General features: G+C 72.7%; 21 protein-coding genes, 1 pseudogene and 1 riboswitch. Of the genes and pseudogenes, 5 read left to right on the top strand and 17 right to left on the bottom strand.

The genetic code is table 11. From position 1 onward, the window contains the following. Positions 1-84 precede the first annotated feature (84 nt). Together ACIOC1_RS17695 and ACIOC1_RS17690 are read right to left on the bottom strand one after the other, a co-directional pair. On the bottom strand, positions 85-1,494 hold the full coding sequence (locus tag ACIOC1_RS17695) for a C39 family peptidase (protein WP_391050620.1): 1,410 nt from the start codon (positions 1,492-1,494) through the stop codon (positions 85-87). A gap of 147 nt (positions 1,495-1,641) precedes the next feature. Continuing rightward, entirely contained in the window at positions 1,642-2,784 is a 1,143-nt protein-coding gene (locus ACIOC1_RS17690) for a Xaa-Pro peptidase family protein (protein WP_355347111.1), read from the bottom strand. 121 nt (positions 2,785-2,905) lie between these two features. On the opposite strand from ACIOC1_RS17690, the gene ACIOC1_RS17685 reads away from it, so the two are divergent. Both ACIOC1_RS17685 and ACIOC1_RS17680 read left to right on the top strand, forming a co-directional pair. Next, the gene (locus tag ACIOC1_RS17685) at positions 2,906-3,505 is read left to right on the top strand and encodes a uridine kinase (protein WP_401855174.1); all 600 of its coding nucleotides are present in this window, start codon (positions 2,906-2,908) and stop codon (positions 3,503-3,505) included. Between the two features lie 447 nt (positions 3,506-3,952). Further along, positions 3,953-5,845, top strand: a complete 1,893-nt coding sequence (locus ACIOC1_RS17680; protein ID WP_391125940.1) for an AAA family ATPase — start codon at positions 3,953-3,955, stop codon at positions 5,843-5,845. 81 nt (positions 5,846-5,926) lie between these two features. On the opposite strand, the gene ACIOC1_RS17675 is transcribed toward ACIOC1_RS17680, so the two are convergent. The 11 genes from ACIOC1_RS17675 to ACIOC1_RS17625 all read right to left on the bottom strand — a co-directional run bounded on the left by ACIOC1_RS17675 (position 5,927) and on the right by ACIOC1_RS17625 (position 16,438). Next, a complete protein-coding gene (locus ACIOC1_RS17675; RefSeq protein ID WP_355347102.1) occupies positions 5,927-7,018 on the bottom strand; it encodes a hemolysin family protein in 1,092 nt (363 codons plus the stop codon). Beyond that, the gene (locus ACIOC1_RS17670; RefSeq protein ID WP_355347099.1) at positions 7,018-8,349 is read right to left on the bottom strand and encodes a hemolysin family protein; all 1,332 of its coding nucleotides are present in this window, start codon (positions 8,347-8,349) and stop codon (positions 7,018-7,020) included. Before ACIOC1_RS17670 ends, ACIOC1_RS17675 begins: the two co-directional genes overlap by 1 nt. A 325-nt stretch (positions 8,350-8,674) precedes the next feature. Continuing rightward, positions 8,675-9,172 carry a PH domain-containing protein gene (locus tag ACIOC1_RS17665; RefSeq protein ID WP_355347096.1) on the bottom strand — a complete coding sequence of 166 codons (498 nt, stop codon included), beginning with the start codon at positions 9,170-9,172 and terminating at the stop codon, positions 8,675-8,677. Beyond that, positions 9,169-10,017, bottom strand: coding sequence for an ATP phosphoribosyltransferase (hisG, locus tag ACIOC1_RS17660; RefSeq protein WP_355347093.1), 849 nt, complete (start codon positions 10,015-10,017; stop codon positions 9,169-9,171). Before hisG ends, ACIOC1_RS17665 begins: the two co-directional genes overlap by 4 nt. 130 nt (positions 10,018-10,147) lie before the next feature. After that, positions 10,148-10,420: a phosphoribosyl-ATP diphosphatase gene (locus tag ACIOC1_RS17655; RefSeq protein WP_188279811.1), complete on the bottom strand. Its 273-nt coding sequence runs from the start codon at positions 10,418-10,420 to the stop codon at positions 10,148-10,150. Positions 10,421-10,454: 34 nt separating this feature from the next. Next, a complete protein-coding gene (gene ribH / locus ACIOC1_RS17650) occupies positions 10,455-10,940 on the bottom strand; it encodes a 6,7-dimethyl-8-ribityllumazine synthase (RefSeq protein WP_188279812.1) in 486 nt (161 codons plus the stop codon). Between the two features lie 203 nt (positions 10,941-11,143). Further along, the gene (locus tag ACIOC1_RS17645; protein ID WP_391160747.1) at positions 11,144-12,436 is read right to left on the bottom strand and encodes a bifunctional 3,4-dihydroxy-2-butanone-4-phosphate synthase/GTP cyclohydrolase II; all 1,293 of its coding nucleotides are present in this window, start codon (positions 12,434-12,436) and stop codon (positions 11,144-11,146) included. Beyond that, positions 12,433-13,125, bottom strand: coding sequence for a nicotinamide riboside transporter PnuC (locus ACIOC1_RS17640; RefSeq protein WP_188279813.1), 693 nt, complete (start codon positions 13,123-13,125; stop codon positions 12,433-12,435). The genes ACIOC1_RS17645 and ACIOC1_RS17640 overlap by 4 nt, the downstream gene beginning before the upstream one ends. Further along, a complete protein-coding gene (locus ACIOC1_RS17635) occupies positions 13,122-13,754 on the bottom strand; it encodes a riboflavin synthase (RefSeq protein WP_355347085.1) in 633 nt (210 codons plus the stop codon). The genes ACIOC1_RS17640 and ACIOC1_RS17635 overlap by 4 nt, the downstream gene beginning before the upstream one ends. Position 13,755: 1 nt before the next feature. Beyond that, positions 13,756-14,883: a bifunctional diaminohydroxyphosphoribosylaminopyrimidine deaminase/5-amino-6-(5-phosphoribosylamino)uracil reductase RibD gene (gene ribD, locus ACIOC1_RS17630; RefSeq protein ID WP_401855168.1), complete on the bottom strand. Its 1,128-nt coding sequence runs from the start codon at positions 14,881-14,883 to the stop codon at positions 13,756-13,758. A gap of 149 nt (positions 14,884-15,032) precedes the next feature. Further along, positions 15,033-15,163, bottom strand: a riboswitch (FMN riboswitch). Between the two features lie 69 nt (positions 15,164-15,232). Beyond that, complete coding sequence (locus ACIOC1_RS17625; protein WP_355347079.1) at positions 15,233-16,438, bottom strand: ROK family transcriptional regulator; 1,206 nt, start codon at positions 16,436-16,438, stop codon at positions 15,233-15,235. Positions 16,439-16,622: 184 nt separating this feature from the next. On the opposite strand from ACIOC1_RS17625, the gene ACIOC1_RS17620 reads away from it, so the two are divergent. Beyond that, positions 16,623-17,852, top strand: a complete 1,230-nt coding sequence (locus ACIOC1_RS17620) for an MFS transporter (RefSeq protein ID WP_401855165.1) — start codon at positions 16,623-16,625, stop codon at positions 17,850-17,852. 378 nt (positions 17,853-18,230) lie between these two features. On the opposite strand, the pseudogene ACIOC1_RS17615 reads toward ACIOC1_RS17620, so the two are convergent. Beyond that, positions 18,231-19,008 (bottom strand): annotated as a pseudogene (locus ACIOC1_RS17615) (helix-turn-helix domain-containing protein). A 153-nt stretch (positions 19,009-19,161) separates the two neighbouring features. Here ACIOC1_RS17615 and ACIOC1_RS17610 point away from each other — a divergent pair. Continuing rightward, positions 19,162-20,025 (top strand): NAD-dependent epimerase/dehydratase family protein, encoded by an 864-nt coding sequence (locus ACIOC1_RS17610; RefSeq protein ID WP_401855162.1) that lies wholly within the window; start codon positions 19,162-19,164, stop codon positions 20,023-20,025. Between the two features lie 128 nt (positions 20,026-20,153). Then, on the top strand, positions 20,154-20,828 hold the full coding sequence (locus ACIOC1_RS17605; RefSeq protein WP_401855160.1) for a DUF5995 family protein: 675 nt from the start codon (positions 20,154-20,156) through the stop codon (positions 20,826-20,828). A 16-nt stretch (positions 20,829-20,844) separates the two neighbouring features. Here the strand turns inward: ACIOC1_RS17605 and ACIOC1_RS17600 are convergent, their stop codons facing one another. The 3 genes from ACIOC1_RS17600 to ACIOC1_RS17590 form a co-directional block, all read right to left on the bottom strand. Beyond that, positions 20,845-22,557: a flavin monoamine oxidase family protein gene (locus ACIOC1_RS17600; protein ID WP_401855158.1), complete on the bottom strand. Its 1,713-nt coding sequence runs from the start codon at positions 22,555-22,557 to the stop codon at positions 20,845-20,847. Positions 22,558-22,634: 77 nt separating this feature from the next. Continuing rightward, positions 22,635-23,435, bottom strand: coding sequence for a carbon-nitrogen hydrolase family protein (locus tag ACIOC1_RS17595; RefSeq protein WP_401855155.1), 801 nt, complete (start codon positions 23,433-23,435; stop codon positions 22,635-22,637). Positions 23,436-23,706: 271 nt separating this feature from the next. Continuing rightward, on the bottom strand, positions 23,707-24,723 hold the full coding sequence (locus ACIOC1_RS17590) for a PRC and DUF2382 domain-containing protein (protein ID WP_355347058.1): 1,017 nt from the start codon (positions 24,721-24,723) through the stop codon (positions 23,707-23,709). Between the last annotated feature and the right edge of the window lie 46 nt (positions 24,724-24,769).

Genomic DNA, 24,769 nt, shown 5'->3' with positions numbered 1-24,769 from the left:
CTCGCGTACGAGGAGCGGGGCCGGGCCGGAAACGGCCGGTCGGCCGGTCGGACAGACGACCGGAGACGGCTGGACGGACGGACGTCAGACGATGCCGACCGCCGCCAGCGCGCGGCGCTGGCCGGGACTCGGCTGCGCCGGGAAGTAGACGTAGGCGACACCGCCGGTGCCGCCGCTGACGCCGCCGGTGGCGTTGATCCGCTTGGTCCTCAGCCAGATGGTTTCGAACTGGGCGCGCTTGTAGATGTTGCGCACCGCGTCGTCGCTGGAACTGGCCGGGTCGTTGGCGACGACGTCGCCGTCCGCGGTGAAGCCCGCGATGCACATCAGGTGGCCCGAGGTGCCGTATCCCGCGCCGTCCAGTTCGGTGGCGAGGAAGGACTGCGAGGTGATGACGGGGATACCGGCCTTGATCAGCCGCTCGATGTCGTCGAGCGAGCGCAGCCGGGTGATGACGCCCTGGAGGTCCTTGTACGTGGCCGCGTAGGCCGCGTTGAAGGGCCAGTTGCCGCAGCCCTCGTACTGGTAGTCGTACGTGTAGCGGGCGCCCTGGTCGACCTGGGGGTCGGCGTAGGCGGGGTTCACCCAGGCCAGGTCGGCGGCCGTGGGGCCGCGGCCCCAGTACTCGATGACCATCGTCGAGGAGGTCGGGCTGCACCAGGCCTCGCCGCCGTTGTCGTACTCCGGGTACTCGCCCTTGTGGATGTTCTGCGAGTAGCGCGGCACCGGGAGTTCGACGCCCTTGGCCACGCCCGGCACCGACGCCGGGACGGTGAAGCGGTCCGGGATGTTGGACGCCATCGCGCCGAGCCGCCATACGGTGGGCGTGGCGCGGCTGCCGGGCTTGCGGAAGAGCGTCAGCCGCAGCCGGTACGAGGCCAGCAGCGGCCCGGCGGTGGTGTCGTCGATGGAGAAGGTGTCGGTCCAGATGCTGCTCTTGCCGTCGGTCTGGTCGTCCACCGAGGTGCGGCGGATGTCCTCGGGGCCGTCGCCCGCGGTCCACCGGCCCATGACGTACGCCGGGGTCGCGGTGCCGTCGGTGTAGGTGCCGAGCAGTTCGATCTGGATCCAGGTGCCCGCGGGGGTGTGCGCGTTCCAGGACGCGATCAGCTCGCTCGCGGGGTGCGGCACCCGGCGGACCGGCGAGGTCCAGGTGGCCGACTCCCATGTCGCGGTGGTGCCGGTGTGCGGGTCGGTGTAGTCGAGCGTGCCGGTGGCGCGGCCGATGACCACGCCGGGCCGGCGGCCCGGCAGCGGCAGCGTGCCGCGGTGGGTGCCGAACAGCCAGTCGGGCAGCGAGGTCCAGCCGTGGTAGTCGACGGGGGCGGCGTCGGGCGTGCCGCCGCCTGCCTGGTGTCGCGCGGCGTCGGGAACGGCCGCGCCGGAGGCGGTGGCCGGGGCGGCGGAGGCGGACTGCGCGGACGCGGTCGCGGTGGCCGCGGCCGCCGCGAGCGCGGCGGTCAGTACGGCACGCCGGGGCGCGGGTCTGGTCATGGCGGTGTTCCCCTCGATGTGATCGGGAATTCCTGCCCGCTCCTACGAGTGCATGACAGGTGGCCCCAACTATCGTCGTTCACCGGCCGTTTCCACCAGGGTTTCCGGCCGCGCGCCGGGAACAATATTGGACTGGACCACTGGCGCTCAACAGGGAAGAACCACCAGGTCACGCCCTGTCAGATTGAGCCGCTCGCCACCGCTTTCCGTACAGACGGCAATATCCTCGATGCGGGCGCCGAAGGTGTCGGGCAGATAGATGCCCGGTTCCACGGAGAACGCCATTCCCGGCTCGAGGGGGCGTTTGCTGCCCGCCACGATGTACGGCTCCTCGTGGGTGTCCAGGCCGATGCCGTGTCCGGTGCGGTGGATGAAGTGCTCGCCGTAGCCCGCGTCGGTGATGATGTCCCGGCCGACGGCGTCCAGTTCCTCCGCGGTGACACCGGGCCGGACCGCCGCGGTCTGCGCGGTCTGGGCGCGCAGCAGCACGTCGTACAGCTCACGGAAGGCGGCGGGCGGCTCTCCCACGGCGTAGGTGCGGGTGGAGTCCGAGCAGTAGCCCTCCGCGGTGGTGCCGCCGATGTCGATCACCACCGGGTCGCCCGCCCTGATCACCCGGTCCGACACCTCGTGGTGCGGGCTCGCGCCGTTCGGCCCCGAGCCGACGATCACGAAGTCGACCCGCTCGTGGCCCGCCTCGATGATGGCGTCCGCGATGTCCTTGGCGACCTCGCGCTCGGTGCGGCCGGGCACCAGCCACTCGCCGATCCTGCGGTGCACCCGGTCGATCGCCGCGCCCGCGCGGCGCAGCGCCGCGATCTCCGCCGGGGTCTTGCGCATCCGCAACTCCGCCAGCACGTCACCGGCGAGGACGGCCTCGGCGTCCGGGAGCGCGGCCCGGAAGGCGAGCAGCTTCTCCGCCCACATGTGGTTGTCGACGGCGAAGCGGGCCACCGCGGCGGGCAGCCGCCGGGCGATGAGCGCGTACGCGTCGTCGGTCTCGTCGAAGCCGACGATCTCGATGCCGAGCCCGCCGGCGGGCGACGCCTGCGCGGCGGGCTTCTCCAGTCGCGGCACCACCAGGAAGGGCTCGCCCTCCACCGGCACCACCAGGCATGTCAGCCGCTCCAGCGGCAGCGCCTGATACCCGGTGAGGTAGCGCAGGTCCGCGCCGGGCGCCACCAGCAGGGCCTGGACGCCCGCCGTTTCGGCCTCGGCACGCGCCCTCGCCAGGCGCTCGGAGGTGTACAGCACGGATGCGGCTGCGCCGCCGCTCTCGGAGTGGGTCACCTTCGCACCGTACCGGGGCGCCCCCGGCGGCGCGTGCAGCGGTGGCGGGTCAGCGGCCCCGAGCCCCCGGACACGCGACGGCGCGCGGGCCGCCGGGCGGGGCCCGCCGTAAGGTCGGGGGGTGAACGGACTGACGGTACGGGAGCTGGGGCGGCTGCTCGACGGGGCGGAGCCGTCCTGCGGGCGGACGCGGCTGATCGCCGTGGACGGGCACGCGGGCTCGGGCAAGAGCACGCTGGCCGGGCGGCTGGCGGCGGAGCTGGGCTGCGCGCCCGTCGTCCATCTGGACGACCTGGCCACGCACGAGGAGCCGTTCGAGTGGACCGGCCGCCTGGTCGAACAGGTGCTGACGCCGCTGAGCGAGGGAAGGGCCGCCCGGCACCAGGTGTACGACTGGACGGCGCGCCGTTTCGCGGGCGAGCGGGAGATCCCGGCCGCGCCGGTCGTGCTGCTGGACGGCGTCGGCAGCGGGCGGCAAGCGCTGCGCCCGTATCTGGCGTTGCTGCTGTGGCTGGAGGTGCCCCCGGCGACCGCGCGGCAGCGCGGACTGCTGCGCGACGGACCGGAACTGGCGCGTTTCTGGACCGGCTGGACTCGCGCGGAGGACGCGCATTTCGCCGCCGATCCGTCCCGCCCCTTCGCCGACCTTCTGGTGCGCCAGACCGACGACGCCGACGGCTGCCGGGCCGTCCCGAACCCCGCCCGCGATCACCGGGAGTGACGGCTCGGCGGCAGCCCGCCGCCACTCCCCCGCCGCCGGGCACACGTCCGTCAACACCGCTTGACCGGCCGGGTATCCAGCACTTACGTTTTCAACAAGCGGCCGGAGACGGCCGTTGACAAGACGCGGAGCCCCCGGTTGTTCCCCCGTGACCGGGGGCTCTGCCCTGTCTCCGGGCCGGAATCGGCCCGTCGAGAGCCGGTTTTTCTCACTCACGGTCACCGCCCGACGGCCGTACGTCGGGGCCGTGTTCCCCGCGCTCGCGCGGATTCCCGCTGTCCCGCAGGTCACGGCACCCTACGGCCCGCGGGACATCGCGGGTACGATGCGAAAAGGGCGGACCGGCAGCCGGGGGTGGACTGTCGCCTGTCCCAACTCCCGCCCGGTGCGCACGGGTTGGGACAGCGGGCGACAGTGCGGCGCGGGGGAACGATTGGTGGGGACTTGATGGACTTCGGCACCGAGCGTCCGGGCGCCCCGGCCGATCTCGCCTGGCTGCGCGGCGTCGACGCGTACACGATGGGCGCCTACGTCCAGGCCGAGGAGGAGTTCAGGACCGCGGTCCGGATCGACCCCGGCATGGCGGACGCCTGGCTCGGGCTGCACGCGCTGCGCGCCGACACCGCCACCGCGCTGCTCCAGATGTACCGGCACCGCGACCGCTTCGGCGAGCAGCGGGCCGCCCACCGCAGGACCCTCAACTCCTGGTACTGGCTGGGCTGGTGGGTGCAGCCGGTGCTGGAGACCAGCCGCGACCTGCTGCTGGCGCACGCCTCGCACTGGCTGGACGGCCGCCATGTCGCCGAGCTGGACCGGGCTCTGGCGGACTGCCCGCCGGTCGACACCGACCCGCAGGTCCGCTTCCTGCACGCCTGCCGCGCCTATCTCGTCAAGGACTGGGAGCGGCTGGTCCGGCACACCGAGCCGCTGCTGGGCGATCCCGTACTCGGCATCGAGGCCGGGCTGTTCGGCGGCATGGCCAGGGTCAGGCTGGAGATGTGCGGCCAGGCCGAGCCGCTGCTGGCCGCCGCCTTGATGCGCTGCCGCAGCGAGCAGCCGCAGCGCAAGGAGTTGCGCTACTGGCTGGCCCGCGCGTACGAGGGCACCGGGCGTACGGCGGCGGCCGTGCCGCTCTACCGGGCGGTGCACCGCGTCGATCCCGCCTTCATGGACACCTCCGCCCGGCTGGCCGCGATCCACGAGACCGACGACGGCCTCGACGAGGGCGTGGGGCTGGCGGCCGTATCGCTGGCCGGGACCGGGCAGGCGATGCCGGAGGGCGGCGCCGACATGGAGTCCGCGCTGCTGGCCGACCCCGGCGAGGGCCGCGGTCCGGGACCGGAGCCCGACGAGTCGCTGCTGTCCGCGGGCCCGCTGGACGACGACGTACGCGACCGGTCCGCCGCCCCGCTCGGCGGCGCGCTGCCGGTGCAGGTCCCGATGGGCGGCTCCGACCCGGTGCTGCTCACCCAGGCGCTGGCGGAACTGGACAGGATGGTCGGTCTGGAGCCGGTCAAGCGCCAGGTCAAGGCGCTGTCCGCGCAGTTGCGGATGGCCCGGCTGCGGGCCGGGCAGGGCCTGCCGGTGCAGCCGCCGAAACGGCACTTCGTCTTCTCCGGGCCCTCCGGCACCGGCAAGACCACCGTCGCCCGCATCCTCGGCCGGGTCTTCTACGCGCTCGGACTGCTCGGCGGCGACCACCTGGTGGAGGCCCAACGCTCCGATCTGGTCGGCGAGTTCCTCGGCCAGACCGCGGTGAAGGCCAATGAGCTGATCGACTCCGCGCTCGGCGGCGTGCTCTTCGTGGACGAGGCGTACGCGCTGTCCAACTCCGGCTACAGCAAGGGCGACGCGTACGGCGACGAGGCGCTTCAGGTGCTGCTCAAGCGCGCCGAGGACAACCGCGACCGGCTCGTGGTCATCCTCGCGGGTTACCCCGAGGGGATGGACCGGCTGCTGGCCGCCAACCCCGGACTCAGCTCCCGCTTCACCACCCGCGTCGACTTCCCCAGCTACCGGCCGCTGGAACTCACCCGGATCGGTGAAGTCCTCGCCGCGGAGAACGGCGACCGCTGGGACGAGGAGGCGCTGGAGGAGCTGAAGGCCATCGCGGGCCACGTGGTGGACCAGGGCTGGATCGACGAGTTGGGCAACGGACGGCTGCTGCGCACCCTGTACGAGAAGAGCTGCGCCTACCGGGACCTGCGGCTGTCCGAGTACCCGGCCTCACCGAGCCGCGACGAATTGTCCACCCTGCGCCTGCCCGATCTCATGCAGGCGTACGGCGAAGTCCTCTCCGGGCGCGGGCCCGGAGCGACCCCGACCGACCCGGTCGAGTAGTACCGGGCCGCCGGGACGAGATCCGGAAGGGGCGTGCGGACCGCGTCTTCAGCGGTTCCGCACGCCCCTTCCGGGCACCGCCTAACGGACCAGTTCGCCGGAATCCTCCGCGGCGTGCGGGACGGGCACCTCCCGGGCGGGGGAAGGCGCGCGGTGGGCGGGGTCCTTCACCTCGCCGACGAGCATTTCGAGGACGTCCTCCAGCGCGACCAGGCCGAGGACCCGCCCCGAGGCGTCGGCGACGGCGGCCAGGTGCGAGGCGGCGCGCCGCATCGCGGTGAGCGCGTCGTCCAGCGGCAGGTCGGCCCGCAGGGTGGTGATCGGCCGCCAGAGCCGCTGCGGCACGGGCCGGTCGAGGTCGTCCACGTCGAGGACGTCCTTGACGTGGAGGTAGCCGAGGAAGTCCGCGCCCGCGCCCGCGATCGGGAACCGCGAGTACCCGGTGCGCACCGTCAGCTCCTCGACCTGCCGCGGGGTGGCGGCCGGGTCGAGGGTGATCAACTCCGCCGGGGTGAGCAGCACTTCGGTGACCGGGCGGGTGCCCAGCTCCAGCGCGTCCTCCAGGCGTTCCTGCTCGTCGATGTCGAGCAGCCCGGCCTGCCGGGCGTCCTCGACCAGCACGGTCAGCTGCGCGCTGGTGAACACGGAGTCGACCTCGTCCTTGGGCTCCACGCCGAAGGCCCGCAGGATCAGCCGGGAGCAGGTGCCGAGCACCGAGATCACCGGGCGGAACACCCTGGCGAAGCCGACCAGACCCGGGCTCAGCCACAGCGCGGTCTTCTCCGGCGCGGCCATCGCCAGGTTCTTCGGCACCATCTCGCCGATCACCAGGTGCAGGAAGACCACGACGGCCAGCGCCAGGACGTATCCGATCGGGTGCACGAAGTCCTCGGGGACGCGCACCGCTTCGAAGATCGGTTCCAGCAGGTGCGCGACGGTCGGTTCCGCGACCGCGCCGAGGGTCAACGAGCAGACGGTGATGCCGAACTGGGCGGCGGCCATCATCTGCGGGAGGTGTTCGAGGCCGTACAGCACGGTACGGGCCCTGCGCTGTTCGGCGGCGAGCGGTTCGATCTGGCTGCGGCGGACCGAGACCAGGGCGAATTCCGCGCCGACGAAGAAGCCGTTGCCGAGCACCAGCAGGACGGCAAACAGGAGTTGGAGAGCGCTCATCACGAGGTCGCCTCCCCCGCCACGCGATCCGTACGCACGATCCGTACGCGTTCGGCCCGGTGGTGGGTGACCTCGCGGACCAGCAGCCGCCAGCCGGGCAGTTCGGCCTCGTCGCCCGGTTCGGGGATCCGGGTGAGCAGGTCGGCGACGAGGCCGGCGACCGTCTCGTAGGGTCCCTCGGGGGCGAGCAGGCCGATTCTGGCCAGGGTGTCGATCCGGCAGCTTCCGTCGGCGTCCCAGGCGGGACCGTCGGCCTCGGCGGCCGGGACCTGCGCCAGTTCGGGCAGGTCGGCGGCGTCGTGCTCGTCGCGCACCTCGCCGACCAGTTCCTCGACGATGTCCTCCAGCGTGACGACCCCGGCGGTGCCGCCGTACTCGTCGACGACCACGGCGATCGGCTGCTGGCTGCGCAGCAGCTCCAGGAGCTGCTGGCCCGGCAGGGTCTCCGGGACGAGCAGCGGGGCGACCGCGATGGTCCCCGCGGGGACGCGGTCGCGCCGCTCGGCGGGGACGGCGAGGGCGTCCTTGAGGTGGACCATGCCGATGATGTCGTCCAGCCGCTCCCGGTAGACCGGGAAGCGGGACAGGCCGGTGGCCCTGGTCAGATTGAGCACGTCGGCGGCGGTGGCGGTGTCCTCCAGCGCGCTGACCCGGACGCGGGGCGTCATCACGTTCTCCGCGATGAGGTCGCCGAGCGACAGGGTGCGCACGAAGAGGTCGGCGGTGTCCTGCTCCAGCGTCCCGGCGAGCGCCGAGTGCCGGGCCAGGGAGACCAGTTCCGTGGGGGTGCGGGCGGACGCCAGCTCGTCGGCGGGCTCGACGCCGACCAGCCGCACCAGCCGGTTGGCGGCGGTGTTCAGCACCTCGATGACGGGCCGGAAGACCCGCGAGAAGGCGCGCTGCGGTCCGGCCACCACACGGGCGACAGCCAGCGGGCGGGAGACCGCCCAGTTCTTGGGGACGAGTTCGCCGATCACCATCTGGACGGCGGAGGCGACCATCATGCCGACGACGACGGCGACGCCGGGGGCGGCGCCGTCCGGGACGCCGGCCGAGGTCAGCGGGCCGGTCAGCAGGTCGGCGAGTGCGGGTTCCGCCAGCATGCCGACGACCAGCGAGGTGATGGTGATGCCGAGCTGGGTGCCGGAGAGCTGGAAGGAGAGTTTGCGCAGGGCGGCCACGACACTGCGGGCCCGGCGGTCACCGGCCGCGGCGGCGCGTTCGGCCGCGGGGCGCTCCACGGTCACCAGGCCGAATTCGGCGGCGACGAAGAAGCCGTTGGCAAGGATCAGGACGAGGGCTGCCGCGAGCAGCAGCAGTGAGGTGCTCATGAGGCCGCCGCTCCGGATTCCCGGGAGGGAGGGGCGGCGCAGGTACTACCGGACGGTTCGTCCATCGGGGTGTGAGTGTCACTCCTTGGTTGGTCGGGGCCCCGCGGGCGGTGCTCCAGGGGTGCGGGGCAAGCGCGGTGGGCGCCGTTCGTCCCCCAGAGTAGCCATTGGTGCCGCGCCCGCGAAGGACGGCGGGGGCCGGGTTCGCGGAAGGGTTCACGGACGGGTTCGCGGAAAGGTCACGGACGGATCGCGGGCCGCTTCGCGACCCGGTCCGTGGACGGAGCGCCCGCGGACGCGTGGGGCGGCGCGCACCGCCGCGCGCTCAGTGGCCGGCGGACGTCGTGCCCTGCGCCTCGCCCAGCGTCTCCACCAGCGAGCGCAGCAGCCTGGCGTCGTGCAGCGCCTGCTCCTTGGCGATACCGGGCTGGATGCCCATCACGGGCAGCGTCGTGCCGTCGGCGAGGTCGAGGTGGACCCAGGCGTCGCCCGGCCGCAGATTGACCCGCACCACCTCGGCCCACGCCAGCCGCCGCTTCACCGTGAGATTCACCACGGTCACGCCGTCGGCCGTCACCGTCACCTTGGGGCGGCTGAGCAGCGCGAGCACCGCGGCGATCAGCACGCCCATCATGATCACGGTGATCCGGTCGCCGGTGCTCCAGGGCCCGGCGCCGTCGTGCGGCATCATCAGCGCGACGACGGTGAGCGCCACCACCAGCGCGGCGCCCAGGGACAGCAGCACCACGCGGGTGACGACGGGGCGGAAGGTACGCGGCAGCCCGTCGAGCGCCGCCCGCGTACGGTCCTCGGCGCCGGTCACAGCCGCGCGGCGTGGATGCCGGTGGTCAGGATCGCGCGGGCGCCCAGGTCGTACAGCTCGTCCATGATCCGCTGGGCGTCGCTGGTCGGGACCATGGCGCGGACCGCGACCCAGCCCTCGTGGTGCAGCGGGGAGACGGTCGGCGACTCCAGGCCCGGGGTGAGGGCGACGGCCTTCTCGACCTGCTCGACGCGGATGTCGTAGTCCATCATCACGTAGCGCCTGGCGACCAGGACGCCCTGGAGGCGGCGCAGGAACTGCCGGACCTTGGGCTCGTCCGGGTCGGCCCCGGTGCGCCGGATCACCACGGCCTCGGACTCCATGATGGGTTCGCCGAAGGCTTCGAGCCCGGCGTTCCGCAGCGAGGTGCCGGTCTCCACCACGTCGGCGATGGCGTGCGCGACACCGAGCTGGATGGCGGTCTCGACGGCGCCGTCGAGGTGGACGACGGACGCCTCGATGCCGTTGTCCGCGAGGTGCTTCTCGACGACGACCTCGTACGAGGTCGCCACCGTCTTGCCGTTGAGGTCCTGGACGGTGTCGGCGGTGCCGGGCTCGGCGGCGTAGCGGAAGGTGGAGCGGGCGAAGCCGAGCTGGAGGATCTCCTCGGCGACCGCGCCGGAGTCCAGCAGCAGGTCCCGGCCGGTGATGCCGATGTCGAGGCGGCCGGTGCTGACGTAGATCGCGATGTCGCGCGGGCGCAGGTAGAAGAACTCCACCTCGTTGTCCCGGTCGACCAGCACGAGCTCCTTGGACTCCTTGCGCTGCCGGTAACCGGCCTCATGGAGCATGGCCGCCGCGGGTCCGGACAATGAGCCCTTGTTGGGGACGGCGATGCGCAGCATGAGGACGGTTTCCTTCTCTGAAGAGAGTCTCGGCTCGTGGGCAGGGCTGTGGAGCGGTACGGGTGACAGCGGTACGGGTGGCAGGGGTGGTGGCCGGCTGTCTCTGAGCGCGTACGGGTCGCGTACGCGCTCAGAGATGGGCGTAGACGTCGTCGAGGGAGATACCCCGGGCGACCATCATCACCTGAACGTGGTACAGCAGTTGGGAGATTTCCTCGGCGGTGGCGTCGGCGCCCTCGTACTCGGCGGCCATCCACACCTCGGCGGCCTCTTCGACCACCTTCTTGCCGATCGCGTGCACGCCCTTGCCCACCAGCTCGGCGGTGCGGGACGTGCTGGGGTCGCCGGTGGCGGCCTTGTGCCGCAACTCGGTGAAGAGCTGCTCGAATGTCTTGTTGGCCATGGTGGGCCCTAGCCTACGGGGAACCGCCGCCTGCTCAGCGCCAGGGTTCGGAGACCGAGCGCAGGATGGTGGCCGTGGCGACAGCCGCGGTGACCGCTTCGTGCCCCTTGTCCTCATTCGAGCCCGGCAGTCCGGCGCGGTCGAGCGCCTGCTCCTCGGTGTCGCAGGTGAGGACGCCGAAGCCGACGGGCACGCCGCTGTCCACGGCGACCTGGGTCAGCCCGGCGGTGACGCCGTGGGAGACGTACTCGAAGTGCGGGGTTCCGCCGCGGATGATGACGCCGAGCGCCACGATCGCGTCGTAGCCGCGGCCGGCCAGCACCTTGGCGACCACGGGCAGTTCGAAGCTGCCGGGCACGCGCAGCAGCGTCGGCTCGTCGATGCCGAGGTCGTGCAGGGCGCGCATCGCCCCGTCGACCAGGCCGTCCATCACCTGGGTGTGCCACTGCGCCGCGATCACGGCCACACGCAGGTCGCCGCAGTTCTTCACGGTCAGCTCGGGGGCGCCCTTACCGCTCACTTCTCTCCTCGGTGCTCGATGTGCTGTCGTGCCGGTTGTATCAAGCTGATCGCCCGTATCAAGGCCATCAGGTGTCTCATGGCAATCGTCCGTATCAGGACGCGGTCAGGATGTGGTCAGGACATGCTCAGGACGTGCTCGGAACGTCGTCGGGACGCGCTCGGGACGCGCTTCGGACGCGCGGTCCCGCCGGCCCGGCCGGGCTACTGGTTGGCGCAGGTGGTGCTCTGGCCCGCGTCGAGCCACGGCAGGTCGTGACCCATCCGGTCCCGCTTGGTCCGCAGATAGCGCAGATTGTGCTCCCCGGCGGCGACCGGCATGGGTTCCCTGCCGAGGACGTCGAGGCCGTGCCGGACCAACGCGCCGGTCTTGGCCGGGTTGTTGGTCATCAGCCGCAGCGAGCCGACCCCGAGGTCGGTGAGGATCTGCGCGGCGGCGCCGTAGTCGCGGGCGTCGGCGGGCAGGCCGAGTTCGAGGTTGGCGTCCAGGGTGTCCCGGCCGCGCTCCTGGAGTTCGTACGCGCGCAGCTTGGACATCAGGCCGATGCCCCGGCCCTCGTGGCCGCGCAGGTACAGCACCACGCCCCGGCCCTCCTCGGCGACCTTGCGCAGCGCGGTCTGGAGCTGCGGGCCGCAGTCGCAGCGCTGCGAGCCGAAGACGTCACCGGTCAGGCACTCGGAGTGCACCCGGACCAGGACGTCGGTGCCGTCGCCGATGTCGCCCGCGACCAGCGCGATGTGCTCGACGCCGTCGGTGGTGGAGCGGTAGCCGAAGGCACGGAAGTCGCCGAAGGCGGTGGGCAGCGTGGTCTCGGCCTCGCGGCGGACGGTGGGCTCCGACGAGCGGCGGTACGCGATCAGGTCCTCGATGGAGATGATCGACAGGCCGTGCTTGCGGGCGAAGGGCACCAGTTCGGGCAGCCGGGCCATCGTGCCGTCCTCGCGGGCGATCTCCACGATGGCGGCGGCCGGGTGCAGTCCGGCGAGCCGGGCCAGGTCCACGCCCGCCTCGGTGTGGCCGTTGCGGACCAGGACGCCGCCGGGCCTGGCGCGCAGCGGGAAGACGTGTCCCGGCCGGACGAAGTCGGTGGCCCGCGAGGCGGGGTCGGCCAGCAGCCGTATCGTGGCGGCCCGGTCGGCGGCCGAGATGCCGGTGGTGACGCCGTGCTCGGCGCTCGCGTCGACCGTGACGGTGAAGGCGGTGCGCATCGACTCGGTGTTGGCGTCGACCATCTGCGGCAGGTCGAGCCGGTCGAGGTCGGGGGCCTCCAGCGGTACGCAGATCAGCCCGCGGCACTCGGTCATCATGAAGGCGACGATCTCGGGCGTGACCTTCTGCGCGGCCACGACGAGGTCGCCCTCGTTCTCCCGGTCCTCGTCGTCCACCACCACGACCGGGCGGCCCGCGGCGATGTCGGCGATGGCCTGTTCGACCGGGTCGAGCACCAGGTCACCGTCCTCGTACCAGTCGTTGTGCAGTGCGGTCACGGCGTTCATGCCGTCACTCCCTCCGGAACGGTGTTCTGCGAGGTGGAGTCGGAAGCGGCTGCGTCGGAAGCGGTGGTGGCCGCGGCGGCCCTGGTCTGCTGCCACCAGGCGTACATCCCGACGATCACCAGGAAGAAGTAGATGATGTAGACCAGGCCCGAGAACGGCAGCCCGCTGTGGAAGTTGAGCGGTACGCCGACGGCGTCGACCGCCAGCCAGGCGAACCAGAACTCGACCCAGCCGCGCGCCTGGGCGACCATCGCCGCCAGCGTCCCGACGAAGATGTACGCGTCGGGCCACGGGTTCCAGGACAGCGACGGGTAGGCGAGGAAGAGCGAGGCGACGGCCACGGTGCCGAGCCCGGTGGCGACGACGAGCACCGCGCGCTCGCGCCAGGTGGCGAAGCGGACCGCGAGCCGTCCGCTGCCGTCCCGGCCGCGCCGCCACTGGTACCAGCCCCACACGGCGACGGTGATCACCACGAACTGCTTGCCGACGCCGCCGCCGAGGTGCGCGGCCCAGAAGGCGGCCACCAGCACGGCACCGGAGAGCAGTTGGACCGGCCAGGTGAGCATCGCGCGCCGCCAGCCCAGCGCCAGCGCGCCGAGACCGAGCAGATTGCCGATCATGTCCGACCACATCACGTGCTGGTCGAAGGCGGTGAACGCCTCGCTGTTCAGCCAGTGCAGGGCGCTCACTTCACGGCCTCCGGTTCCGGATCCTGCCCGGTGACGGCCGCGCGCTCGCCCAGCATCCGCTCGACGTACTTGGCGATGACGTCCACTTCGAGGTTGACCGGGTCGCCGGGCTGCTTGAGGCCGAGCGTGGTCAGCGCGAGGGTGGTCGGGATGAGGCTGACGGTGAAGAAGTCGGCGCCCGCCTCCACCACGGTCAGGCTGATGCCGTCGACGGTGATGGAGCCCTTCTCGACCACATAGCGGGACAGGTCGTCGGGGAGCGAGATCTTGACGATCTCCCAGTGCTCGGCGGGCTTGCGCTCGACGACCTCGCCGGTGCCGTCCACATGGCCCTGGACGAGGTGGCCGCCGAGCCGCCCGCCCAGTGCCATCGGACGCTCCAGGTTGACCCGCGAGCCGGGGCCGAGCGCGCCGAGGCTGGAGCGGTTCAGCGTCTCGGCCATCACGTCGGCGGTGAAGTCGTCCTCGCCGAAGTCGACCACGGTCAGGCAGACGCCGTTGACGGCGATGGAGTCGCCGTGTTTGGCGCCTTCGGTCACGACGGGTCCGCGGACCCGGAAGCGGCTGGCGTCGCCCAGGTCCTCGACGCCGGTGATCTCACCCAGTTCTTCGACGATTCCGGTGAACACTTCAGCGCTCCTGAGGAGAGTGGGAGGAGTGGGACACGGCCGGTACGGCCGTGACGCGCACGTCGGGCCCGAGGCGGGCGACATCGGTCACGTCGAGCCGCAACGTCTGCGCGATGGTGGTGATTCCTGCGTCGCCGAGCACGTTGGGCCCGGCGCCGAGCAGCGCGGGCGCCAGGTACGCGGTGACCGCGTCGACGGCTCCGGCGGCGACGAACGCCCCGGCCAGCGTCGGCCCGCCCTCCAGCAGTACCGAGCGCACCCCGCGCGTGTGCAGTGCGGCCAGGAGCGCGGCCACGTCGACGCCGCCGCCCTCCGTACCGTCCTCGGTCCTGGCGTACGGCAGGCGTACGGTGTCGACGCCCGGCAGGTGGGAGGTGTCGGCGTCCTCGCCGACGGCGATGAGGGTCGGCGCCGCGTCGTCCAGCACGCGGGCGTCGGCGGTGGTACGGGCCCGGGTGTCGACCACGACGCGCAGCGGCTGGGTCACCCCGTCGATACCGCGTACGGCCAGATGGGGGTCGTCGGCCCGCAGGGTGCCGGAGCCGACCACGACGGCGTCGGACTCCGCGCGCAGCCGGTGCACGTCGGCGCGGGACTCGGCGGAGCTGATCCAGCGGCTCGAACCGTCGGCCGCGGCGATCCGGCCGTCGAGGGTGGCGGCGTACTTCCAGCGCACGTACGGGCGGCCGAGGCGGACCGAGGTGAGCCAGGCGACGTTGACCGCCTCCGCCTCGTCCCGCAGGAGTCCGCCCTCGACCTCGACGCCCGCCGCGCGCAGGGTGGCGGCGCCGCCGGAGGCCGACGGGTTGGGGTCGGCGACCGCGTAGACCACGCGGACGATCCCGGCCTCGATGAGCGCCTGGGCGCAGGGGCCGGTACGGCCGGTGTGGTTACAGGGTTCGAGCGTGACCAGGGCGGTGCCGCCCCTGGCCCGCTCACCGGCCGCGAACAGCGCGTGCACTTCCGCGTGCGGGCCGCCGGCCCGCTGGTGCCAGCCCTCGCCGACCCGGGCGCCCTCGGCGTCGAGGATCACGCAGCCGACGACCGGGTTGGGGGCGGTGTCTCCGAGCGCGCGGGCCGACAGCGCGACAGCGCGTCGCATCGCGTCGGTTTCCGTGGCGGTGGCCACCGGGTCCTCCTGCCTCTTCGGGCACGGACTCCGGGGCGTTGGGATGCTGAGCGGGGAAACCGAACCATCGCGTACGCCGGTGACGGCCGCGGACCGCTCGCGCTGTGCGCGCGGGGCCGCTGACGGCGGCGTACCCGAGTGAACGCCCGCCGCGCACTGCCTCCCATCCGGACTTTCACCGTCGGTCCAGGAATTTCACCTGGTCAACCGGCCGCTGGCTGCGGACGGGTCGCGGACTGTAACCGCCGGTTCGGAATTACACCGACCCCGGAGTGCGCAAACGTCACTGGTACGGCACCAGTGTGCCACGCACACCCCCGCGGCCTCCAGGGCGTCCGTGTGCCCTGCCTCACACCGCGGGGGCGAACAGCTCCTCCTGGGCCGCGTCGGTGGCGGTGACCACGGCCCCGCGCAGGACGGCGCCGCCGTGCACGGCGCTGGCCCGTACGACGGTCGGCAGCGGCGAGATGCGTCCGAGGCACTCGGCGACGCGTTCGGCCAGGGCGGCCCCTCCGGCCTGGGCGACCTCACCGGCGAGGACGACCCGTCCGGGGTCGAGCACGGCGCAGATGGCGGCGGCCCCGACGGCGATCCGCGTGGACAGCTCAGCGAGGAAGCCTTCGGTGGCGGCGCCTCCGGCGAGCGCGGCGGTGACGGCCGCCGCGGCCCCCTCGGCCTCGTCGGCGCCCCCGACGGGGATTCCGTGCTCGCGGGCGAGCGCGCAGACGGCGCGGCTGCCGACCAGCCCGTGGTAGCCGTTGTCGCAGTCGGTGGCGGTCGGCAGTTCAGGGGTGCCGAGCAGCGGGAGGAAGCCGACCTCGCCGGCTCCGCCCGACGCGCCGCGGCGCAGTTTGCCGTCGAGGACGACGGCGGCGCCGACTCCCCCGCCGATCCAGAGCAGGACGAAGGTGTCGTCGTTCCGCGCGGCGCCCACGCGCTGTTCCGCGACGGCGGCGAGGTTGACCTCGTTCTCCAGCAGCACGGGCACGCCGAGCCGGGAGCGGATCTCGTCGACCAGGTCCGCGTGCCAGGAGCGCAGCGCGTTGGCGGCGCGCAGCCGTCCGGTCTCCGGGTCGACGAGGCCGGGCGCGCCGCAGGCGACGGTGTGGAGTTCGGTGGCGCCCGCGGTGCGGATGGCGCGGCGCAGCAGGGCCACGCCCTCGGCCACGGTCCCGGCCGGGTCGGCCCCGTCCGGGACGTGCAGGTCGGCGCGGGCGACGGTGCGGCCGAGGAGGTCGGCGATCTCCACGCCGATGCTCTCGACGCGGATGTCGAGTCCGGCGACGTACGCCCGGTCGGCGACGATGCCGTACACCCGCGCGTTGGGCCCGCGTCTGTCCTCGCCCGCCTCGCCGACCACCTCGATCAGTCCGGAGTCCTGGAGCCGCTCGACGAGGTCGGCGACGCTCGGCCGGGACATTCCGGTGAGTTCCTTCAACTGCCCCGCGGTGAGCGGGCCTTCCTGCTGGAGGAGGCGCAGGGCGAGGCGGTCGTTGATGGCGCGGGCGGTGCGCGGTGACGCGTTGCGGCCCGGAAGCGCGCGGGTGACGGTCATGCGGGGATCCTTCCAGACCGGGGCGGTGGGCCCGTACGCCGTACGGCTTCCCGGAGCGGGTGCCCGACGGGAGCGCGGACTGATCGAGCCCGTGAACCCGTTGAGCCGTCGGCCCGGCAACCCGGTCTCCTGGCGGCCGATGACCCCTTAACTTTCAGGGAGCCTTCCTGATAGTTTACGCCGCATGAAAACCGCCGCCGCCGACGACAAGACGGCTCCGTCCCGGATCCGCCGGGCCCATATGGCCATCGCCATCGCGTTCGCCGTCCACGGCGCGGCGAGCGGCACCTTCGCCACCCGTATCCCGTGGATCAAGGACCATCTGTCCCTGAGCCCCGGCGCTCTCGGTCTGGCGCTGGCCTGTCCCGCGATCGGCTCGTCGCTGATGATGCCGCTGGCGGGGCGGCTGATGCACCGCCTCGGCTCCCGTACCGCGCTGCGCGTCCTGCTCGGGATGTGGACGGCCGTACTGGCGCTGCCCGCGGTCATGCCGGGCCTGCCGTGGCTGTGCCTGGCACTGCTCGCCTTCGGGGCCAGCGCGGGCATGGCGGATGTCGTCATGAACGCGATCGGCATCGAGGTGGAGCACCGCAAGGGCAAGTCGATCATGTCGGGGCTGCACGGCATGTGGAGCGTCGGCACCCTGGTGGGCGCGGCGATCGGCGTGCCCGCGGCGCACGCGGGGCTCGACGGCAGGATCCATCTGGGCGCGATGGCCGCAGCGCTGCTGGTGACGAGTTATCTGATCTGCGCCGGAGTGCCCGACATCCGGCCGGACGCGGACCAGGCCGCGCCGCCGCGCTTCGCCCTGCCGCCGCGCACGGCGCTCGTGATCGGGGCGATCGGCTTCTGCGGGGTGTTCGCGGAGGGCGGCAGCTCCGACTGGTGCGCGGTCTACCTGCGCGATGTCGCCGGGGCCTCACCCGGCATCGCGGCGGTCGCGTACACCGCGTTCTCCTGCACGATGGCGGTCACCCGGCTCTTCGGCGACTTCGCGGTACGGCGGCTGGGCGCGGTACGGACGCTGCGGTCGGGCGGGGTGCTCGCCACCCTCGGCGGTCTGCTGGTGGTGCTCTCGCACTCGCCGCTGCCCGCCATCGCGGGCTTCGCACTGCTCGGCATCGGGATATCCGTGGTCGTGCCGCTGTGCTTCGCCGCCGCCGGGCGCAGCGGCCCCAATCCGAGCCAGGCCATCGCGGGCGTCGCCACCGTCACGTACACCTCGGGCCTGGTCGCCCCGGCCGCGATCGGCGGTATCGCCGGGGCCACCTCGCTGACGGTCTCCTTCACGCTGGTCACCGTCCTCACCCTCGGCCTGGTGGTGGGCGCGGGCGTCGTCCGCCCGGCCGCGGGCAAAACGGTCACCGGCTCCTCCCCCGCGCCCGCGCCGGGGGTCGCCGCCGCAGCCGACTGATCCGGTAAGGGGACGGCCGGGCGAGGCCGTACGGTCCCACTCGGCCCTCCCCTTACGGCGAACACGTCGACGGGGCACTCGGCAGGCGGGGCGGCGGCACGGTCCGGAACGTCCGGGAAACCCCTGGGAATCCCGGGGAATCGAAGGTCCGGCGGGCACGCACGGGGGATTCGTGCCCGCCGGACCGTGTCTTCACGTTAGCGGCCCTTCACTCACTGTTGGGCATACCCGGGGGCAAATCATGCCGCGGGAATACGCCATGGCACAGGCGCGCCTCCATACCCCTTACGTAGGCGCCATCGCCCGTACGTACGAAGGGAGTTGGGCCGTGACAGTCACATTCCGCGGCGCGCCGGGGACGACGGTCCGGGGACCGTTTCAGCCGACGGCCAGGTCCTGGAGGCCGACCACCTTGAGCAGCCGCAGCCGCTCGTACGCGGCGCTGCCGGGGCGCGCGGTGTAGACGATCAGCCGCTGGTCGTGCTCGGGGCTGAGCAGCACCTCGCAGTCCAACTCCAGCTCCCCGACGACCGGATGGCGGAAGCGCTTGGTGTCCGAGCGGCGCACCGCGACCTCGTGGTCGTCCCACATCCGGGCGAACTGCGGGCTCTGCGCCCGCAGTTCGGCGACGAGCGCGGCCGGGCGCGGGTCGTCGGGGCGGGCCGCGAGCACGGCGCGCAGATTCGCCACATGGTGACGGGCCAGCGTCTCGTGGTCCTCCTCGGGGAACAGCGCGCGGGCGGAGGGGTCGGTGAACATCCGCCGTACGACATTGCGCAGCGCGGGCGGCCGCGCCGACACGTCGCCGAGCAGGGCCGCGGCCATCGCGTTCTGCGCGAGGACGTCGCCGAAGTCGCTCACCACCTGCGCGGGCGTGTCGTGCAGCCGGTCGAGGACCAGCAGCAGCCCCGGCCTGACGTGCCCGCTGCCGCCCGCCTCGCGCGGCGGCTCCTCCCCCGACAGGTGGAACAGGTGGTCCCGCTCGGGACTGTTCGAGCCGCGTGTAGTAGTCCGCCGACATCCCGGCGAGCTGGGCGACCTCCTCGCGGCGCAGCCCCGGCGTGCGGCGCCTGACCCCCTCGGCCAGGCCCACGTCGGCGGGGGCGAGGCGGGTGCGGCAGCGGCGCAGGAAGTCGGCGAGCTCGGGTCGGTTCACCCTTCCAGCATGCGTCCGCGCGGCGCGGCTATCCAGGGAGTGCCACTCCCCGGATAGAGAGGTCTCTGCCGCCCGCGCTCCGGGCCGCGCAGGGTGGGAGACAGCGGCGGAACACCGGGTCCCGCCGCAGGTCCGCACCACGAGGAGCACCCCATGAAGATCCTGGTCACCGGCGCGACGGGACAGGTCGGACGCCGGTTCGTACCCCGCCTGCTGCAACGGGCGGGGACCGCCGACACCGTACGCGTCCTGGTACGCGACGAGGCGCGCGCGGAGCCCTTCACCCGGCTCGGCGCGGAGGCGGTGGTCGGCGAGCTGCGTGACGCCGACGACGTCCGCGAGGCCGTGTCGGGCGCCGACGCCGTGCTCAACATCGCCGCCGCCTTCCGCGGTGTCCCCGACGAGGAGGCGTGGGCCGTCAACCGCGACGCCGCGCTCGACCTCGGCCGCGCCGCCGCCGACGCGGGCGTGGGCCGTTTCGTGCAGGTCAGCACCACCTTGGTGTACGGCGCGGGCCGTGGCCGACCGGCCGTCGAGGACGACGAGACGCTGCCCGGCGCCTCCCTGTGGGGCGCCTATCCCGCCGCCAAGCGCGAGGCCGAGGTCGGGCTGCTCGCCCTCGGCCGCGACAGCGGGGTCGACGTGCGCGTCGGGCGGCTCTCCTTCGTCTACGGCGAAGGCGATCCGCACCTGCCGCAGGCGCTGCGGTGGGCCCGGGACTGGCCCGCCCACCGCCGGATGTCCATGGTCCACCACGCCGATGTCGCCCAGGGCCTCCTGCGCGTCCTGTACGCCCCCGGTGTGGCCGGGCGGATCTACAACATCACCGACGACGCGCCGGTCACCGCCCTCGACATCCACTGGATCAACGGGGCCGAGGTGCCTGCCGGTATGGCCGACCGCCCCCTCGCCGACCCCTGGGAGGGCATCTCCTCCCCCCTCCGCATCCACCACGAGCTGGGCTTCCGCCCCCTCCACCCCACCGTCTGGTCCGCCGCCGCGGCGGGCGCCCTCTAAGCGGCGCGTCCGGCGCCGCACCCGCACAGGCGCGCCCGCCGGCGAACTCTGATCCGCACGGGTGGTGCGGGCGGTGAAACCGGTCGCGCCGCGGGCGCGGGGGTGGAGCGGGCCGGGAGGGTGGGGGGATGCGGACGACGGACGAGGATGTCGCCTCGGTGGTGGGGCGGATGCGGCGGGTGGGGGGCCGCCGCGACGGACTGGGCGTGTTCAACGCCGTGTACGTGGAGGTGACACGCGCGGTGGGGCGGCAGTTGGCCGCGAACGGTTTCGAGGACGCCGAGACGGCGGGCCGGTTGGCGGTGCGGTTCGCGAACCGCTACCTCAAGGCCGTCGAGGACGACGCCGGGGGAAGGCAAGCGCCGGCGTCCTGGCGGCCCCTGCTCCGTATGCGCGCCCACCGCGACATCCACCCGCTCCAGTTCGCGCTGGCGGGCGTCAACGCCCATGTCGGCCACGACCTTCCCCTGGCGGTGGTCGACACCTGCCGCGCCACCGGCTGTGAACCCCCCGCCCTGGCCGCCGACTTCGACCGCGTCGGCGAGATCCTGACCGCCGTCGAGGAGCGCGTGCGCGAAGAGCTGATGCCTGGCCCCGACCTGCTCGAACTCGCCGATCCGCTGACCCACGTCGTGGGTTCGTGGAGCCTGGACCGGGCGCGGGACGCGGCCTGGGCGGCGGCCCGGCTGCTGTGGGCGCTGCGCGACAGGCCGGACGCGTACGAGGAGTGCGTGCGCCGCCTGGACGCGGGCGTCGGCCTGATCGGCCGCTGCCTGCTCACGCCGGTGGGCCGTCGCAGCTGACGTACGGGCCCCGTAGTCAGTCCTCCGGCAGCAGCACCGGCGCGATCTCGTCGTAGCGGTCGCCGGGACCGGGATTCAGCGGGTCGGTCGCGCCGCCGAGGTGCCGCATGACACCCCACACCGCGTTGAGCGCGGTTTGCACGGCGCCCTCGGCCCAGCCCGCGGTCCAGGAGATGTCGTCGCCCGCGAGGAAGATGCCGCGCTTGTCGGCGGGCAGCCGGTCCTGCATGAAGTGGGTGAACAGCCGCCGCTGGTACCGGTAGTGGCCGGGCAGGTTGGCCTTGAACGCGCCCATGAAGTACGGCTCGTTCTCCCAGGAGACCGTCACCGGATTGCCGATGATGTGCCTCCTGATGTCGACGCCCGGGTAGATCTCGCCGAGCGACTTCAGCATGACCTCCATGCGCTCGTGGGCGCTGAGCGGCAGCCACTTGAGGCTGTCGTCGCACCAGGTGTACGACAGGCAGATCGCGGCGGGCCGGTCGGGTCCGTCGTCCAGCAGGTACGTGCCGCGGGTCATCCGGTCGGTGAGCGTCATCGACATCAGGTCGCGGCCGGTGCGCGGGTCCTTGTCCAGCCAGAACGGCCGGTCCACCGGCACGAAGAGCTTGCTGGACTCCATGTAGTGGGTGCGCTCCATCGCCGTCCAGTGGTCGATCGGGAAGAGCGAGTCGTCGCAGGCGATCTTGGACAGCAGCAGCCAGCTCTGCGCGGTGAAGACGGCGGCGCGGTACGTACGGATGTCCCCCGACGCGTCGGTGACGGTGATCCGGTTGCCCGCGGTGCGGTGCAGCCCGGTCACGGCCGGGCGCGGCCGGCCGTCGCGGGCGGCGTGCAGCGAGCGCAGCGAGGTGCCCTTCGGCCAGTGCACGGTCTTGTCGGGCTCGCGTTCCCACAGTCGCAGCGGGAGCTGCTGCGAGCCGCCGACGATCCCGCGGTGGTCGTCGTCCGCGCCGGTGTAGACGACCCGCAGGATCTCCAGGATCGAGTTGGGGAAGTCGGTGTCCCAGCCGCCGGTGCCGAAGCCGACCTGCCCGAAGATCTCCCGGTGCCGGAAGGACGCGAAGGCCGGGGAGTCGCACAGGAAACCGTAGAAGGTCTGGTTGTCCAGCTTCTCGACCAGCGCCGACCAGATCTCCCGGATCACGGGGATGTCCCGCTCGCGCAGGGCCCGTTGCATCGCGGAGAAGTCGGCGCCGTCCTCCAGGCACGCGTTCCAGGCGTGCATCACCTGGTGGTAGACCTCGGGAAGGTCGTCCACCGAGGTGGCGTAGTGCGACTCGCCCTTGAGGTCCACGACGGTCGAAGGCGTGCCGGGCGCGAGCGGGTTGGGGAACGGCTTGGTCTCCAGGCCCACCAGGTCCACGTAGTGCTGGAAGGCGGTGGACGAGGGCGGGAAGCGCATGGCGCCCAACTCCGCGGTGAGGCCGGGGTCGCAGCCGTCGAAGCCGACCGTGCGCAGCCGCCCGCCGATCTGGTCCGCCTCGTAGACGACGGGCTTGAGGCCCATCTTCATCAGTTCGTACGCGGTGACGATGCCGGACAGGCCGCCGCCCATCACCGCGACCTCCGTGCCGTGCTCGGTGGGCGGCACCGCGCCGAGGCCCGCCGGGTGCGCCAGGAAGTCGTCGTAGGCGTAGGGGAAGTCAGGCCCGAACATGGTGACGGGCGGCTGCTCCTGGGCTTCGGCGTGCTGCTCGTCGTGGACCGCGGTGGGCACGGACGTCATGGGCGGCTCTCCTGGCTGAACTGGCGTGCGGGAAAAGGGGGGTTACGGGCGCTCGCGGGACACTCCGGCGCGCGGGCTCAGCCGAGCGCGCGGTACAACTCCGGGCGGCGGTCGGCCAGATACGGCGTCTCCGCGCGTGCGGCGTCGATCAGCGCCGGGTCCACATCGGCGAAGACCAGTTCCTCGCCGGTCCCGGCCCGCGCGCGCACCGCGCCGTCCGGTCCGACGAGGCAGCTCAGCCCCGCGAAGTGGTAATCGCCCTCGGCCCCGCAGCGGTTGGCGTACGCCAGGTGCAGCTGGCTCTCGTACGCGCGGGCCGGGACGAGGGTGTGCGGCACGAATTCGTACGGCCGCATCAACGCGGTCGGCACGACGAGGAGTTGGGTGCCGCCGAGCGCGTGCGCCCGTACCGCCTCGGGGAATTCCACGTCGTAGCAGATCAGCAGCCCGATCCGTACGCCGTCGACGTCGGCCTGTACGACGGGTGTGTCACCGGCGGTGAAGGCGGACCGCTCGAAGTCCCCGAACAGGTGCGCCTTGCGGTAGTTGGCGAGCGGGGCGCCGTCCGGGCCGATCAGCCGCGCCGCGTTGTGCACGGCCGTACCGTCCCGCTCGGGGTAGCCGTAGACGATGGCGATCCCGTACCGGGCGGCGATCTCCGCCACCCGCCGCGCCGACGGTCCGTCGGCCTCCTCGGCCAGCGCCGCGAGGCGGTCGCCGACCGCGTAGCCGGTCAGCGACAGCTCGGCCGTCACCAGCAGCCGCGCTCCCCCCTCGGCGGCCCGTCGAGCCGCCTCCTCGAACCCGGCGAGCGCCGCGTCCACCGACTCGGGTACGCCGCCCGGCCCCTGATACAGCGCAGCGCGCAACGGTGCCATGGGTCTCTTTCGCCTGTTCAGAGGGGGTGTACGGGACTCCTTCGACAGTACGGTTCCGTGCGCGGCGGCGGCAAGACGCGATCATTGCGGCTGCTGCCGCTGTTCGTTGCGTCTTCTCCGGCACTACCGGCGATTCGTTGCGCCGGGTCGCCGCTGAGGGGCTCGCGCGGCGCGAGCTGAGGGCACGGAAGCGGGCCCCCACCCCGGGATTCAGGGGTGGGGGCCCGCTCGCGTGGTGCGGTGAGGCCGTTCGACCGGCCGTCAGGTCGGTTCAGCTACCGAAGCGGCGGTCCTTGCGGCCCTGCTCACCCTCGTAGCCGCTGGTCTCCTCGGTGGTCGCGGGGCTCGTGTCGGTCTCGATCCGCTCCTTGCGGACCCGGCCGTGCACGGTCTTCTGCTCGACGTGCTCGTCGACGCGCATGCGGACGCGCTCCTTCGGCACGACCTCGGTCTCGATGATCGCCTTGTCCTCGTGGAGGGTGACGACCTGTTCGGCCTCGCTGATGTCGCCCGTACGGCCCGCGGCGGTCTTCGGGTCGATGGGCTCACGGACGAGGTGGACCTCTTCGTGCCGGATCGGCACCGTCTGCTCGACTTCCTCGACGTCCACGACCTTGTGGAGCCGCGCCTGGCCGATGGTCTCCCGCTCGACCCGGACGTGCATCTCCTCCTCGGAGCGGATCATGGTCTCGCTCTCGGGGTCGAGACCGTCCGCGGCGAGGCGCTGCGGTGCGCCCGAGGCCATGGCGGGCGTGTCCTTGCCGGTGGAGGCGACGGGCGCGCCCGCGCGGGCCGCGGCGGTCTTGTCGGTGCTCGGCGCTCCGGTGTCCGCGGTCCGCGCGTGACGGCCCGCGGCGGTGCCCGCGGCCACTCCGGCGGCACCGGCCGTACCGGCGGCGGCTCCGGCCTTCGCGTCGCCGGTCCCGGCGCCCTGCCCGTTCGCGGCGCGGCCCACGGACCCGCCGGACCTGGCTTCCATGCCGTAGTAGCGGTAGAGGTTCTGCTCCTCCGACGCCGAGAGGTGTCCGCCCGAGTCCACGTCCACATTGGGCGCGCCCTTGACCTGGTCCTTCTCGTACGGAACCTCAAGATGGTCCTCGACCAGGCGGGCGGCACGCGTCGGCACGAATGTCTCGTTGTTGCCGAAGAAACCGGTCTTCACCGCGACCCACTCGACTTCGCCCGTGGCGTCGTCCAGGTACAGGTGGGCGGCTTCGCCGATCTTCTTCCCCTGAGCGTCATGCACCGCATGGCCCATGACCTTGGGAATCTGCTCACGCGTGATCATGTCGCCTCCTTCGTGCTGCCGGGGCCGATCTGGCCTCAGTACCCGT

The sequence above is a fragment of the Streptomyces sp. NPDC088197 genome, assembly GCF_044741185.1.
Classification (GTDB): domain Bacteria; phylum Actinomycetota; class Actinomycetes; order Streptomycetales; family Streptomycetaceae; genus Actinacidiphila.
This window is presented reverse-complemented; position numbering and strand designations above follow the sequence as displayed.

What these genes read in the sequence shown, in the direction of transcription:
- ACIOC1_RS17625 (WP_355347079.1), bottom strand. Translation starts at nt 16,438, where the DNA reads ATGACCGTCACCCGCGCGCTTCCGGGCCGCAACGCGTCACCGCGCACC.
- hisG (WP_355347093.1), bottom strand. Translation starts at nt 10,017, where the DNA reads ATGCTGCGCATCGCCGTCCCCAACAAGGGCTCATTGTCCGGACCCGCG.
- ACIOC1_RS17670 (WP_355347099.1), bottom strand. Translation starts at nt 8,349, where the DNA reads ATGAGCACCTCACTGCTGCTGCTCGCGGCAGCCCTCGTCCTGATCCTT.
- ACIOC1_RS17695 (WP_391050620.1), bottom strand. Translation starts at nt 1,494, where the DNA reads ATGACCAGACCCGCGCCCCGGCGTGCCGTACTGACCGCCGCGCTCGCG.
- ACIOC1_RS17680 (WP_391125940.1), top strand. Translation starts at nt 3,953, where the DNA reads ATGGACTTCGGCACCGAGCGTCCGGGCGCCCCGGCCGATCTCGCCTGG.
- ACIOC1_RS17620 (WP_401855165.1), top strand. Translation starts at nt 16,623, where the DNA reads ATGAAAACCGCCGCCGCCGACGACAAGACGGCTCCGTCCCGGATCCGC.
- ACIOC1_RS17610 (WP_401855162.1), top strand. Translation starts at nt 19,162, where the DNA reads ATGAAGATCCTGGTCACCGGCGCGACGGGACAGGTCGGACGCCGGTTC.
- ACIOC1_RS17590 (WP_355347058.1), bottom strand. Translation starts at nt 24,723, where the DNA reads ATGATCACGCGTGAGCAGATTCCCAAGGTCATGGGCCATGCGGTGCAT.
- ACIOC1_RS17600 (WP_401855158.1), bottom strand. Translation starts at nt 22,557, where the DNA reads ATGACGTCCGTGCCCACCGCGGTCCACGACGAGCAGCACGCCGAAGCC.
- ACIOC1_RS17675 (WP_355347102.1), bottom strand. Translation starts at nt 7,018, where the DNA reads ATGAGCGCTCTCCAACTCCTGTTTGCCGTCCTGCTGGTGCTCGGCAAC.
- ACIOC1_RS17655 (WP_188279811.1), bottom strand. Translation starts at nt 10,420, where the DNA reads ATGGCCAACAAGACATTCGAGCAGCTCTTCACCGAGTTGCGGCACAAG.
- ACIOC1_RS17595 (WP_401855155.1), bottom strand. Translation starts at nt 23,435, where the DNA reads ATGGCACCGTTGCGCGCTGCGCTGTATCAGGGGCCGGGCGGCGTACCC.
- ACIOC1_RS17605 (WP_401855160.1), top strand. Translation starts at nt 20,154, where the DNA reads ATGCGGACGACGGACGAGGATGTCGCCTCGGTGGTGGGGCGGATGCGG.
- ACIOC1_RS17645 (WP_391160747.1), bottom strand. Translation starts at nt 12,436, where the DNA reads ATGAACGCCGTGACCGCACTGCACAACGACTGGTACGAGGACGGTGAC.